Here is a 12,832-nt window from a genome sequence, read left to right on the forward strand (position 1 = left end):
GTGGTGGCGCGGGCAGGCCGCACGGAACCTGGTGCCTCATCCCGGCTCGACAGGGTTCCCAAGCTTGATGGCCGCCCCGGGCATCGTCCGGCCCTGACAAGGGCGAGGCTGGCGACGAGCTCAGGCTCCCTATGCAGTCGCCACCACGGATGGGCGCTCAGAAGCCGCCGAAGTCGCCGCCGAAGTCAAAACCACCGCCGTCGCCCTGGCCGTCGCCACCGCCGTCGCCACCGCCGTCGCCTCCGCCGTCGCCACCGCTGTCACTCCCATCGGAGCCGCTGCCGAAGTCGCCGAACATCATCCCGCCCATGAACATCCAGGTCATGGGTCCGAAGGCGCCGAAGTAGCCCACGGCGTACGGCTCGTAGGCGCGCCCGCCCTGCCAGTAGGGAACCCGCTGCGCGCCGACCATGACCTTGCGGACGTCCGGTTCGGCGCCGGCGTTGACGCGTTCGACGTCGAGTGCGCACGCGGGCACGTCTCGCTCGACGCCGTCAGGGGGGACGAAGGGGACGTCGGCGACGGAGGGTCCGTGGCGCGGGTCGAAGAAGCACGGCGGCCTTCGGGTGGGGAGCGGCCGCCCCTCGACCCGGGCACGCACGCACGCGATGGCGTAGCGCCCGTCCTCGACGATCGAGGTGACGTGCCGGATGTCTCCCGGCTCGGTGATGGAGTCGCCGGCGGTCTTGGCCGACTCGTAGGCGTCGAGCGCACGCTGGTAGTCGGCGTTGGCGCCGGCGTCCAGGTCGTGACCGCTCATCTCGTAGTCGAGCTCCTGGAGGTCGACACCGAATGCGGTGATGTCCTCGAAGGCCAGCTTCCTCACCGGGGCGAGCTCCTCCTCGCGCCGCTGGACCGCCCGCTCCTTGCTGCGACGTGCGAGGACGACCGCGCCCACGCCCACCACGGCCAGGACCACCAGCAGCAGGATCGCATCCATGACGCGAGCCTACGTCGCCACTCGCAGGCGGTGCCGCGTCGTCCGCGGCCGAGTGGTGAGGACGCCACATGCTCGGTTGTCCGCCGGGGTACCGGCCGGGCCAGCACGTCGACGTACGTGCGGACGGCCGCACCATCGGGAGGATCGCTGATGCTCCTCGCCTCGTCCGCCGATGTCACAGCTCCCGAGAAGGTCGTGCTGAGCTCGGCTCAGCACGACCTGATCGTCTTCAGCATCGTGGTGGCGGGCTTCGCCCTGTTCGCCCACTTCCTCTACAACTGGAACAGCATGGGTGAGGTGAGCTCGCGCTACCGGCCGGCTGTGCTCGCGAGCCTGTGCATCGCTGGGGTTGCGACCCTGTCCTACCTCATGTTGTTCCTGATGGTCGACAGTGGCTACGACTACTCGGCAGGCAGCTACGTGCCGAACCCCGAGGCGCTGTCCAGCATCACGTCTCGCTACATGGACTGGGCCGTCACCGTGCCCCTGCTGATGGCCGAGCTCCTGGCGGTGTGCACGCTGGTCGGCCGCAAGCTCGCCGGCACACGAGCGGTCGTGATGGCGGCGGCGTTCGCGATGATCGTCACCGGCTACCTGGGAGACCAGGTGTTCAAGCAGGGTGAGAGCACCTTCTGGCTGTGGCTGTGGTGGGGCATCAGCATGGCCTGCTTCGTGGTGATCTACGTGGTCCTGGTCCCGGCGGTCGTGACCTCCGTCAGGAGCCTGCCCGAGGATGTGGGACGCGGCCTCAGCCAGGCCGCAACGGTGCTGCTGTCCGTCTTCTTCGTCTACCCGATCGTCTACCTGATCCCGATCTTCTTCGACGGCGGATGGTGGACCACGACCATCCACGTGGCGTTCTCAGCCGCCGACGTCATCGCGAAGGTCGGTTTCGGCATGCTGGTCCACAAGGTCGCCAAGCTCCGGACCGCCGCCGACGTGGCGGCTGGTGACGAGACCCACCCCGAGCCGGTCTGGGTGAACAGTGTCCACCACAGCGACGGCGTCCAGCCGGCTCAGCGGCCGTTCGAGGAATGGCCCCACCGTCGCGGCGACGCCCACCGCGTGGCCGGCGCGCACGGTGCCACGGCACCCTCGTCGACGGGCAACCGCGTCGAGGACACCGCCGACCGCGGTCCTCGGCACTGAGCCGTCCCACGTCCTGGAGCGAGTGCGTCAGGCTCGCGCAGATCAGGTGGTATCCGCTTGCCCGCAGCACGGGGGTTCGCCGGACGATTGCGGAGAAGGCACAGGCGGCCCGTCCAGTGACTCAGTGTTATGCGCCATATGTCCGCATTCCGTCCTACCTCGACACCTCCGCTCAGGCCGCGACGCGCATCGAGCCGCCCCGAGCTGGACTGAGAACGGGTCGACCTGCAACTCCCGGCCTGGTCGGTGCGTCACACATCTCACGGCCCGCAGACGGAGGCCGACCCGTTTGGAGGAGAGCCATGCGACGCATGCCCATCACTGTCTCGTTGATCGCATCGGCGCCGCTCGGCGTCCTGGGCCTGGCCGCTGGTCCCGCGACGGCCGAGACGACCTGTGAGGGGAAGGTGCCCTCGATCGTCGCCGTCCCCGGCACGCCGACCACCGGCACGCCGGGTGACGACGTCATCCTCGGCACGTACGCCCGGGATCAGATCGACGGGGGCGCCGGCAACGACACGATCTGCGGGCTCGGCAACGCCGACACGCTGGTCGGCGGGCCGGGCGACGACCGGCTGTTCGGTGGCCTCGACGACTACTACGTCCCCGACGACGGCTACGCCGGCGACAACCTCGTGCCGGGTCCGGGGAACGACTTCATCGACCTGGGCGACGACCCGGCGTCGGCCACCGTCGACGACGTCGACCGGCTGGCGAGCTACGACAGGGTCGTGTTCGAGGACGCGCCGGGTCCGGTCACTGTAGACCTCTCGGCCGGCACGGCGACCGGCGAGGGCACGGACACGATCGTGGTGCCGACCTACTCCGGCGGGATCGTGGGCTCGCCCTTCGACGACGTGCTGACCGGCACGAACGCACCTGACCGCATCACGGGCGGCGCCGGCGACGACCGCATCCACGCGATGGACGGTGACGACGAGCTCGAGCCCGGGACGGGTGACGACGTCGTGCGCGGCGGTGGCGGCAGCGACGCCATCCTCTCGCCGGACACGGGACGCGACCGGCTCTACGGCGACGGTGGGCAGGACTACGTCGAGGCGCGCGGACGTCGCAGCGCGATCGGCGGCGGTGGGGGCGACGACCGCCTCGCCGCCCACCTCGGCGCCACGGTGCACGGCGGACCGGGCGACGACGAGATCGACGCGGACCTCGTCCGCAGGACGCGGACCGAGGTGGACGGCGGCGACGGGCGACGCGACGTCGTCCGGCTGCGGGCGCCGGAGTCGGAGTTCCCGCGGGGCTCGAGGTACGTCATCGACGTGCCTCGGAAGCGAGTCACGGTCGGCGGCGCCACGCGTGCGCGCTACGAGGGGGTCGAGGACGTCAGGTTCTCCGGGCGTCCCGGCGGCCTGACCTACCTGGGCGGCCCCGGGCGCGACCGCCTGTCGGTGAGCGGTGGCATGCAGGTGACGGCTCACGGGCGCCGGGGGGCCGACATCCTCGTGGGCGGTTCGCGCAACGACCTCCTCGTCGGTGGTCCCGGTCGCGACCAGCTCGTCGGTGGTCCCGGGCGGGACCGGTGCATCGGCGGCGAGCAGCGGCGACAGTGCGAGGTGCGCCGCTGACGCGGATCGGGCGAGGACGAGCGGCTCGACTTCGCCGGCGCAGGCGCCGCGACGGCAGCCGGCGGCGGGCATGTCGATGACCCAGTACCGCCGCTAGTCGGCGCCACGCAGAGTCCCGGATCTGCCGAGGAGCGGGAACACCCAGGGACGCGGATCATCAGGTGTTGGCCCGCCGGGAGCGTCCGCCGCTGGAGGGGTCCACGAGCGTTGTTAACCTGCGCCGGTGGCAGCGGCGAGCGACGAGGGAGCACGCGAGGCGTTCCGTCGTGGCCTGAGGTCGGGCGTTCCCTTCGCGGTGGTCGGCTTCTTCCTGAGCGCCTCCTTCGGTGTGCTGGCCCGACAGGCGGGATTCAGCGTCGTGCAGGCCAGCGTCACCGCGATGATCGTCTTCGCCGGCTCGGCGCAGTTCGCCGCGCTGTCCGTGATCACGGTCGGAGGCGGCATCCCCGCGGCCCTGACCGCAGCGAGCCTGATGAACGCTCGCTTCCTGGCCATGGGCATCGCGCTGGCGCCGTCGTTGCCGGGCGGCCCGATGAAGCGCGCCGCGCAAGGGCAGGCCGTCGTCGACTCCTCGTGGGCGCTCGCCAATCGCGGCGACGGCACCTTCGACCGGTGGCTGCTGTTCGGCACGACGGTCCCGCAGTACCTCACCTGGACGCTCGGCTCCGTCTTCGGCGCGGTCTTCGGCGGCGCTCTCGGTGACACGCACCGGCTCGGCCTCGACGCCATCTACCCCGTGTTCTTCCTCTCGCTCCTGATCGCGGAGCTGCGGGACGCGACCTCCCGCTGGGTGGCCGTCGGCGGCGGCCTCGTCGCACTCGCTCTGGTGCCGATCAGTCCTCCGGGCGTACCCATCCTGGCTGCGAGCACCGTGGCGCTCATCGGCCTGGTGCGGAGGTCGAGGTGACGCTGACCTACACGCAGGTCTGGCTGCTGATCTTCTGCCTTGCCGCGATGACCGCGCTGATCAAGGCGCTGGGACCGGTGCTCCTCGGCGGCCGGGAGCTGCGGCCGTGGTTCTCCCGCGTGACCGTGCTGATGGCGCCGACGCTGCTCAGCGCGCTGGTCGTGACCTCGGTGCTCGCCGCCGGACGCTCCTGGTCGGTGGGCGCCCACACCGTCGGCGTCGCTGTAGCCGCGCTGATGCTCTGGCGGCGCTGTTCACTCGTGCTGTGCGTCGTCGTTGCAGTCCTCGTCACCGCCGGGCTGAGGGCGATCTGAGACTCCAGCATTCGCATCGTTCGACGTGCGCGAACGGAGCAGGGTGGCAGGTGTCCTGCCACTCGTGCCTCGACCGGACTCGGGGGGACTGCTGGGCGATTTCGCTCGGCGTGCTCGGGTGGTTGTCGGCTCACGCTGCGGCTCTCGGTGTCGCCGAGCACAGTCACCTGACCGCGCACGGTATGACCACGCGTCGACACGGCTACGCCGTTCCGCTTGCTGCCGGTGCCGGCGTTCTCCGCAGTCAGCGCCGGCCGTGGTCAGGCGCCACCGTTCGCGCCGCCCTCCGTGCCCGGCGCGTTGAGCCATTGATCTTCGGGCGAGACGCCCTCACCCTCCGAGAGGTCGCACTCCGGGTTCACGCAGTACGCCTTCGCGCCCACCGTCAGCTCAGATTCGACTTCGTCGATGCTGGTGTCGCCCGGCGCAGCGAACTCGAGCGGCTGGCCGCATTCCCGACAGACGGTCGGCGTCTCAGCTCGTTCACTCATGACTCGCACGCTAACGGTTCCGCCAGGCGTCGCCCAGTGGCGAGCCTCGGGCCGCTGTTCCCCGAACGACGGTGAGCTCGGATCGCGCCCGTCCTCCCCCGCATGCGCCCGGCCGAACCTGCGGTCGCCCATGCCGTCCATGTGCGTCGCACCGCCTCCCTTACCGGCGGCTTCCCGGCACGATCAACAGCGCTGCGGGCGGCATTCACCAAGAACTACGGTGACCGGGTGCCCCCAGCCCATGGACGTCGGCTCCCGGGGATCACCGGGGTCGAGGCTGCGCGCTGGGGAGCGCTGGCACTCTGCGTGCGACCGGCCTACATCGTGACCGAGCTCATCGTTGCGGCGGCAACGAAGGGTGGCTACAGCCTACTCTCCGATCCGGTCAGCCGGCTGGGTGAGGTCGGCTGCACGGCGGTCTACTGCTCACCGCGCCATGAGCTGATGAACGGATCGTTCATGGCCTTCGGTGCCTTGCTGGTCGGCGGTGCGGTGCTGCTCTCGCGGGCAGTGGGGCCATGGGTCACAGGGCTGCTCGTGGTCTCCGGGCTGAGCTCGGTCGCGACGGGCCTCGCGCCTCTCGACCAGGACGCCACGCTGCACACGATCTCGGCGGCGCCCCTGTTCGTGGCGCAGCCGATCGCGCTGGTCGTCCTCGGTGCGCGGTTGCGCGATGACCGGCCGCGCCTGGGCGGGGCGCTCCTTGCTGCGGGAGTCGTGACCGCCACGGCGGCGACGGGGTTCGTGCTCTCCGGTGATGGTCCTGCATCGGGTGCCCTCGAACGCCTTGCTCTGTGGCCGGTGCTGGTGGCACTGGCTGGCTTCGCCGGGACGCAACTCCTGCCCGACGGTGGTCCGAGACGCGGTCATCGCAGTGTCAGCCCCAGCAACGAGTCCGCCGGATAGCCGCATCGACCATTCGGGCCGGCCAGTCCACGACCGCGAGGTGGCGCACGTCCACTGTGGAGGTCGCGACGTCGGCAGAGTGGGGTGCCTTCCGTGATGGGGTGCAGACTGCGGCGGGATCCTCTGCGGCAGCACGTCGCTGCCACGATGTCGCTCGATCCGGGCTGGCCGTTCGACCCGTGTTGCTACGGCGTCGAGCCCTCCGTCCGAGAGGGCGGCCCGGTGGACGCTGCGATCAGCACCGGGTGTGCGGACCTGGCTCCGTGACCACCTCGGGGACCGTGACGCGTGGCTGCGTCGACGATGGTCGCGCGGGCGGCCGCTGTGGTCGAGGCGACGTCGAGGCGGCGATGGCGACCGATGCTGTCGACCGACTAGGTGGCGGCGGTGAGCACCCGGTCGATCTCGTCGGCGGCTGAGGCGAGCCCGCGGCTTCGTCGCAGTGCTTCGCCGAGGTCGCCTGCGGCAGCCCGGATGGCGGGATCGATGAGGAGCCACTTGATCATCTGACTGATCTCCTCCGGTCCTGCGTCGCGGTCGAGTGTCGCGCCGGCCCCGGCGGTGCGGATGCTCCTGCCCACGGAGGGTTGGTCGGTCTGCGGGTCGAGAGGGATGACCAGGAGCGGGATGCCGTGCGCCAAGGCCTGCATGGTCGTCCCGTGCCCGCCATGCCCGACGACGAGGGAGACGTGAGGCAGCACCTGCGCGTGAGGCAGGTACTGGTGGATGCGCAGGCCGGCGCGCGGCGGCACCTCGCTGGGGCTGAGCGCGGGCCCGGTCGTGCACACGACGTGGGCCGGAACCTGCTCGAGGGCTGTGAGCACGGCTGACAGCACCCGCGGCGCCGCCGGAAATGCGAAGGTGCTCAGGCTGACCAGTACGCATTGCTCGTCCGGCGTGCTCGCCGACTGCTCGGGCACTGGGATCAGGGGGCCGACCTGACGCAGGTTCGGTTCGGGGGTGCCGGGAACCGGGTCGAGCTCGGGTGCCGTGCCGACCAGCCGCAGCGCCGCACCGTCCAGGGCCGCCCGAGGACGCAAGCCGAGCGTTCGGGTCGCCAGTCCGAGCGGACCCCGGAGGCACTCGCGTCGGTAGTAGCCGTCGTAGAGGTGCTCGAGGACGACGTACGGGACGCCGGACCGGCGAGCTGCGTCCAGGGCGCCGAAGAGCAAGCAGTCGACCACCACCAGGTCGGCCGGTTCTGTGTCGAGCTCGGCGAGGAGGTCCCGGCCGATGCCGCGGTCGGTGAATGCGGCGACGATGTCGAGGGTCGAGTGCTGCTCGAGGGCGTCGAATGGTCGCGTCCGACGGGGAGGGACGAACTCGAGGCCGGCCTTCTCGACCGGGCGGCGCTGCTCGGCATGGCCGAGGACGCGCACGGCGTGACCGCGGGCGACGAGCTCGCGCGCCAGCAGGAGCGCAGGCGGCACGTTGCCGCCGCCGTCCCAGGTGACGAAGAGGATGCGTGCCATCAGGCCTCCACCGGGTCGTCGAGGAGCTCGCCGGTGCGGGCAGCTGCGACACCGGGCCGAGCGTGCGGCGGCTGGGCGTGCAGGACGGCTCGCACCAGCGCCTCCATGCGGTCTGCGGTCGTGGCGCGATCGAGGCCGAGGTCGCGCCGAAGCTGTTTCCAGGTCAGGACGTCGGTCGCGACCGCAAGCAGGTCCAGGACGGCCTCGCGGTCGGACGTCGACTCCACCAAGGAGCCGAGGCACTCGATCACCCACTCTCGGTGCACCTCGCGTCCCCGCTGCACCATGCCGGCCACGCGGGTGTCCGTGCCTTCCTGCGCGAGCATCAGGACCACCGAGTCACCTCGGTGTTCGTAGTGGTCGACCACCACCTCCACCGCGGCACGGACGTCGCCGACTGGCGCTCGCCGCTCCTGCACGACCGTACGGACGCCATGCTCGTGCGCGGCGTCCAGCAACGCCTCACGATTGCCGAAGCGCCGCAGGACCGTCTGCACCGTCACGCCCGCGGCACGGGCGACGTCGTCGAGAGTGATCTGCGACATCAACGTCCTCGACGCCAGCTCGACGACCGCATCGAGGATGCGCACGGCGGTCTGCTCCGCCGACGCACGACGAGCTGTCTGCCGGTACGGCCTATTCATGTGACTAGACGCTAACATCAAATTGCGGGACGCGCACTTCCCTGCTGGAGTGGCTCGGGGGTGTCAACAGCCGAACGGAGGAACCGACGTGCTCGGCGAAGATCGACCACACCAGGTTGCGCCTCGCGACCGACGACCCGGTCGTCTCCCAGAAGTCGGCGTCCTCGGGACGCCAGTCCTCGATCCAACGGCGCCCACGGCGGCGGGCGGGGGTCTGCATGCTCATGCCGAGAGACTCGCCGGGGTGTGTGTCGGGCACCCTCCGGCTGCGGTGCGGAGCCGTCACATTCCCCTCGCGACCTCACAGGCCCGCCTTGCTCCCACTCACGTCGCTCCCCCAGCTCCTCGGAGCGACACCAGCACGCGTCGTACCGCCTCGAGCACGTCCCGTGCCGTCGCCGATCCGGGGCGATGGCGAGTCCTGTCGTTGGCGGCGTCACCGTCATCGGCCCCAACGCCACGGCCGCTACCGGCTCACGTGCGCGCGCACAACCGACCCTGCACTGGCCCCCGCTCGACCCGGACCCCCTCGCCGGAGTCCCCGTGCCGGACCGACCGGTCGGGGTAGAGCCATACCGGTTCTGGGGTGACGTCCCGGCAGTCCTGCGGCACTCTGGGGAGGTGTCCTCGGGGCCCGCCACCATGGTCGGCCGAGAGCGCGAGCTCCGGTTGCTGAGGCATGCGGCCGAGAGCGCCGAAGCGGGCGCGGTTCGCGTCGTCCTGGTCCTCGGCGAAGCGGGTGTCGGGAAGACGCGCCTGGCGCAGGAGCTGGTCGCCTCGCTCGATGAGACGTGGCTGACCTTGACCAGCCACGGCGTGCCGCTCGCGGACACCGAGGTGCCGTTCGGCGGCGCAGCGGAGCTCGTGCGGACGATCACCCGCATGTACGGCGCAGCCGAGGTGCGCCGACGCACCGGCAGGGACGCTCCCCTGCTCGCGCTGCTCGTCCCGTCGGTCGCGGACCCTCCCGCGGACGCGGTGGACCGCGCCGACGTCATCGCGGCGGTGATGCGCCTCGTCGAGGCGCTCGACCGACCGGTGTGCTGGCTCGCCGACGATGCTCAGTGGCTCGATCGTTCCACTCGCGACCTGCTCCTCTACGCCGAGCGCGTCATGAGCGGGGCGCTCCTCGTGGTGACGACCGTCCGCACACCTCCCGATGCCATCGGTGTGCTTCCCCAAGACCTCGCGGAGCTCGGCCGCCGCGCTGAGGTCGTCGAGCTCGGTCCGCTCTCGACGCGGGAGGTGCGTGACCAGATCGCCGGGCTCGCGAGTGGGTTGCCGGCCGAGGCGGTGACGCGCATATGCCAGCTCAGCGACGGCCTTCCCTTCTACGTCGAGCAGCTCGCCACCGAGGGCGGCCGCGTCGCAGGGTCGCTCCGCACGGTGCTGCGCGCCCGGCTCGACCGACTGTCTCCACCGGCGCGCCAACTGCTCGCGGCCGCTGCGGTCGGCGAGGGCCTCCTCGCGCCCTCGCACCTGCGGGCGGTCAGCCGGCTCGGCGCTGCCTTCGACCGAGCCCTGGACGAGGTGCGGACGAACGGCGTGCTCGTGCGGGACCCTCAGGGCGACGGGCTGCGATTCCACCATGCCCTGCTCAAGGACGCCGTCGACCGGGACCTGCTCGGCGAGGACCGCCGTCGTTGGCACCAGGCTTGGGCTTCCCACCTCGACCAGCTCGCGGGGGACGATGGCCAGGACCTGCGAGTGGTGATCGAGCGGGCTCGGCACCACGACGCAGTGGGCGGTGCAGGTGCCTTCGAGGCCGCGATCGCCGCCGCCGAAGCCGCCGAGCTGACCCAGGACGAGCACGCACGTCGGCACTGGTGGCACCGAGCCTTCACCGGCTGGCCGGACGATGCTCCACCGGGGGTGGGCCTGACACGCGACGCCGTGCTGAGCCGGCTCTACGCTGCACTCTGGTCAGTCGGTGACATGGACGTGATCGACGACCTGCTCAACCGGGAGCTCGCGGACGAGGACGAGTGGCTGCGTTCCCTGTGGTTGCGTCTCCTCCTCTGGCGCGAGCGCCGCGCTCAGCAGGCGGAGTTCACCCGGGTCGTGGACCCGTCGGAGTCGGAGAAGGTCCTGGCGCGGCTCCGCTCCTACGAGTCGGACCTGAAGGTCGCTTCGGTGATGGTGCACCTGGCCGACGAGTGGATCCAGGACCTGCCGGACCTGACGGAGGCGATGCTGCTCGAGGTCATCGACCAGCTGGCGCCCATGTGCGACCCCTTGCTGTTGGCTGACGCGTGGGACCTTCTCGCCTGGCTCCAGTGTTGTCGGGGCGACCCCGACGCAGCGGTGCGCGTCTCGGAGGAACACGTGGCCTGGATGGAGCGACACCACCCCGCGGGGGTGCTCGATGCGCGATGCAGGCTCGTCGTCAGCCTCGCCAACGCGGAACGGCCCGACGACGCCCTCGCCCTGCTCGACCGAACCGTGGCCGAGACCCGCCATCCGCATCTTCACCCTCATCTGTGGGTGGTGCAGCACATGCTGCGAGCGGTCATGCACCTGTTGGTCGGCGCCTGGGACGCCATGGCCGAGGATCTCGACCGGGCGAGGGAAGGCGCTTTCGGAGGTGACATCGAATCGTGGTGGAACGCGCTGTCGGGGATCCGCGGCGCCCGCACCGGGGACATCGCGGCCGCGCGCTCATGTCTCGACGCCATCCCGCAAGCACCGCCAGGAACTCCGCCCGGACTGCGCTGGTCTCGCGAAGCCATCCAGCGGACCTTCATCGAGACCGAGATCGCGGCCGCCGAGGGCGACCGTGCGGGAGTGTGTCGCGCTGTGTCGCGGACGATCGCCCTGCAGCATGACGGCGAACCGAGCAACGACCTGTACGAAGCCTTCGTGTCCGGCTTGCGATCAGGTGTCCGCCGCGGTGAATCGGATCCGGAGGCACGCGTACTGGTGGCCCAGGCAGCCACGGTGGTGGACGGCCCAGCACCGGACGCGAACCCCGTGCTCGCGCTGCGACCAGTCGAGATCGCGGAGCACCTGCGACGGGTCGGTGACCGGGACACGGTCGCCGGCTGGTCCGACATCGCCGCGCGATGGAGCCGGTGTCACCGCCCGTACGACGCCGCGCATGCGTACCTGTTCGCCGCCGAGTGCGCGGCGCGTGACGGCGACCGACCGCGCGCTCGTGAGCTCTTCGCCGGCGCCCACGGCATCAGCAAGCAGCTGGGCGCCGACCCGTTGCGCGAACGGATCGAGGCGGCCGCAAGGCGCGCCAGGATCACCGGGTTCGAGACCTCCGTCCCAGCACCCGGTCTGACGGCTCGGGAGACGGAGGTGCTGGGCCTGCTGGTGGACGGGCTCTCGAACGGGGCGATCGCAGAGCAGCTGGTCATGTCGCCGAAGACGGTCAGCGTCCACGTCTCCCACATCATCGCCAAGCTGGGCGTCGCCAACCGAACCGAGGCAGCAGCACGCGCCTTGCGTGACGGGCTGACGACCGGTCGTTGACCGCTCGCGTTGTGGGCTCGACGGACGGGCGGGCGGGGAAGGAACGCCGCACCTCGTCTTGGTGCATCTTCGCCGCGACGAGCATGACGTAGGGATCGCTGAACATCGTGGGGCTCCCGGTGGCAGGTGGTGGTTGGTATGCCTCAGCCTCCGCCTAAGACGCCTGACACCGGATCGGGCAACCGTCGTATCCGGACTCCCCGCGCTGCCTTAGCAACCCCTCCGGGCGACCGGACGGTCACCCTCACCGCACTGGCGTGCCACGTCGGGGCTTCGGGGGCGACGGAGGCGGAAGGGGCGACTTCGCCTGCCTGGGGGATGGCGCGCCGATCGCCGAAGTCGCACGCTCGAAGGTGGCCCTCGCGGCTGACGTGGGGTCCGAGCCCTACGACACCAGGAGACGCGCCATGTCCTCAGCCTCAGCCTCACACCTGCGGCTCGCTGCCGCCGCGCTCGCCGGCATCAGTTCGGTCTGCTTCGCCGCGCCTGCCAGCGCTGACCCACCAGACGGCCTCACCGTTGTCCTCGTCTGCGACGACGGGAACACCTACACCACGATCGCGCGTGCCGGGCAGACCTGGAACGCCCAGCTCGTCACCACCAGCACCTCCGTGTTCCACCTGACTCGATACACCTCCACCTTCGAGGTCACTGCCCCGGACGGCACGGTGGAGGTGTTCGGACCGAGCACCGTGGTGAAGGGCGGCAGCGACCGAGAGCACAAGGACCTGCTCGACTGCACGTACTCCTTCACCGTCGACCTCGGGGAGGGCTACACCGCCTACATCCACGGTCCTGCCACCGGATGGCTCGCACCCGCGAGCTGACGGCCACACCGGAGGCTTCTTGCGAGCGGCGATGCGGCCGGACTGGCACGCCGGTGTCCTCGCCCAGCGGAAACCGAATCGCCTCACGCGCGTGTGGCGCGCGAAGCGCCCGGGGATGA

The 12,832-nt window shown here is 70.9% G+C and carries 12 protein-coding genes; 7 read left to right on the forward strand and 5 right to left on the reverse strand.

The genetic code is table 11. From position 1 onward, the window contains the following. Positions 1-157: 157 nt before the first annotated feature. Positions 158-940, reverse strand: coding sequence for a hypothetical protein (locus tag J3P38_RS12840; protein WP_210503916.1), 783 nt, complete (start codon positions 938-940; stop codon positions 158-160). A 150-nt stretch (positions 941-1,090) separates the two neighbouring features. Here J3P38_RS12840 and J3P38_RS12845 point away from each other — a divergent pair, with 150 nt between their 5' ends. The 4 genes from J3P38_RS12845 to J3P38_RS12860 all read left to right on the forward strand — a co-directional run bounded on the left by J3P38_RS12845 (position 1,091) and on the right by J3P38_RS12860 (position 4,896). Further along, positions 1,091-2,089 carry a bacteriorhodopsin gene (locus J3P38_RS12845; RefSeq protein ID WP_210503917.1) on the forward strand — a complete coding sequence of 333 codons (999 nt, stop codon included), beginning with the start codon at positions 1,091-1,093 and terminating at the stop codon, positions 2,087-2,089. A gap of 311 nt (positions 2,090-2,400) precedes the next feature. Then, a complete protein-coding gene (locus J3P38_RS12850; protein ID WP_210503918.1) occupies positions 2,401-3,675 on the forward strand; it encodes a calcium-binding protein in 1,275 nt (424 codons plus the stop codon). A gap of 223 nt (positions 3,676-3,898) precedes the next feature. After that, positions 3,899-4,582: an AzlC family ABC transporter permease gene (locus J3P38_RS12855; RefSeq protein ID WP_210503919.1), complete on the forward strand. Its 684-nt coding sequence runs from the start codon at positions 3,899-3,901 to the stop codon at positions 4,580-4,582. Beyond that, a complete protein-coding gene (locus J3P38_RS12860) occupies positions 4,579-4,896 on the forward strand; it encodes an AzlD domain-containing protein (RefSeq protein WP_307807898.1) in 318 nt (105 codons plus the stop codon). The genes J3P38_RS12855 and J3P38_RS12860 overlap by 4 nt, the downstream gene beginning before the upstream one ends. A gap of 260 nt (positions 4,897-5,156) precedes the next feature. On the opposite strand, the gene J3P38_RS12865 is transcribed toward J3P38_RS12860, so the two are convergent. Next, a complete protein-coding gene (locus J3P38_RS12865; protein WP_210503920.1) occupies positions 5,157-5,387 on the reverse strand; it encodes a hypothetical protein in 231 nt (76 codons plus the stop codon). Positions 5,388-5,711: 324 nt separating this feature from the next. Here J3P38_RS12865 and J3P38_RS12870 point away from each other — a divergent pair, with 324 nt between their 5' ends. Further along, on the forward strand, positions 5,712-6,293 hold the full coding sequence (locus tag J3P38_RS12870; protein ID WP_210503921.1) for a DUF998 domain-containing protein: 582 nt from the start codon (positions 5,712-5,714) through the stop codon (positions 6,291-6,293). Between the two features lie 374 nt (positions 6,294-6,667). Here the strand turns inward: J3P38_RS12870 and J3P38_RS12875 are convergent, their stop codons facing one another. From J3P38_RS12875 to J3P38_RS12885, 3 genes are read right to left on the reverse strand one after another with little or no spacing between them, the layout of a single operon-like run. Further along, a complete protein-coding gene (locus J3P38_RS12875; protein ID WP_210503922.1) occupies positions 6,668-7,765 on the reverse strand; it encodes a glycosyltransferase in 1,098 nt (365 codons plus the stop codon). Next, entirely contained in the window at positions 7,765-8,355 is a 591-nt protein-coding gene (locus J3P38_RS12880; protein WP_210503923.1) for a TetR/AcrR family transcriptional regulator, read from the reverse strand. The genes J3P38_RS12875 and J3P38_RS12880 overlap by 1 nt, the downstream gene beginning before the upstream one ends. A 58-nt stretch (positions 8,356-8,413) precedes the next feature. Continuing rightward, a complete protein-coding gene (locus J3P38_RS12885) occupies positions 8,414-8,635 on the reverse strand; it encodes a hypothetical protein (RefSeq protein WP_210504045.1) in 222 nt (73 codons plus the stop codon). Between the two features lie 416 nt (positions 8,636-9,051). Between J3P38_RS12885 and J3P38_RS12890 the strand changes: the two genes are divergently transcribed. Together J3P38_RS12890 and J3P38_RS12895 are read left to right on the forward strand one after the other, a co-directional pair. Further along, positions 9,052-11,886 (forward strand): helix-turn-helix transcriptional regulator, encoded by a 2,835-nt coding sequence (locus J3P38_RS12890; RefSeq protein WP_210503924.1) that lies wholly within the window; start codon positions 9,052-9,054, stop codon positions 11,884-11,886. A 407-nt stretch (positions 11,887-12,293) separates the two neighbouring features. Beyond that, the gene (locus J3P38_RS12895; protein WP_210503925.1) at positions 12,294-12,713 is read left to right on the forward strand and encodes a hypothetical protein; all 420 of its coding nucleotides are present in this window, start codon (positions 12,294-12,296) and stop codon (positions 12,711-12,713) included. Positions 12,714-12,832 lie beyond the last annotated feature (119 nt).

This window comes from Nocardioides xinjiangensis (assembly GCF_017916455.1).
Classification (GTDB): Bacteria; Actinomycetota; Actinomycetes; order Propionibacteriales; family Nocardioidaceae; genus Nocardioides; species Nocardioides xinjiangensis.

What these genes read in the sequence shown, in the direction of transcription:
- J3P38_RS12890 (WP_210503924.1), top strand. Translation starts at nt 9,052, where the DNA reads ATGGTCGGCCGAGAGCGCGAGCTCCGGTTGCTGAGGCATGCGGCCGAG.
- J3P38_RS12875 (WP_210503922.1), bottom strand. Translation starts at nt 7,765, where the DNA reads ATGGCACGCATCCTCTTCGTCACCTGGGACGGCGGCGGCAACGTGCCG.
- J3P38_RS12845 (WP_210503917.1), top strand. Translation starts at nt 1,091, where the DNA reads ATGCTCCTCGCCTCGTCCGCCGATGTCACAGCTCCCGAGAAGGTCGTG.
- J3P38_RS12840 (WP_210503916.1), bottom strand. Translation starts at nt 940, where the DNA reads ATGGATGCGATCCTGCTGCTGGTGGTCCTGGCCGTGGTGGGCGTGGGC.
- J3P38_RS12895 (WP_210503925.1), top strand. Translation starts at nt 12,294, where the DNA reads ATGTCCTCAGCCTCAGCCTCACACCTGCGGCTCGCTGCCGCCGCGCTC.
- J3P38_RS12885 (WP_210504045.1), bottom strand. Translation starts at nt 8,635, where the DNA reads ATGAGCATGCAGACCCCCGCCCGCCGCCGTGGGCGCCGTTGGATCGAG.
- J3P38_RS12850 (WP_210503918.1), top strand. Translation starts at nt 2,401, where the DNA reads ATGCCCATCACTGTCTCGTTGATCGCATCGGCGCCGCTCGGCGTCCTG.
- J3P38_RS12865 (WP_210503920.1), bottom strand. Translation starts at nt 5,387, where the DNA reads ATGAGTGAACGAGCTGAGACGCCGACCGTCTGTCGGGAATGCGGCCAG.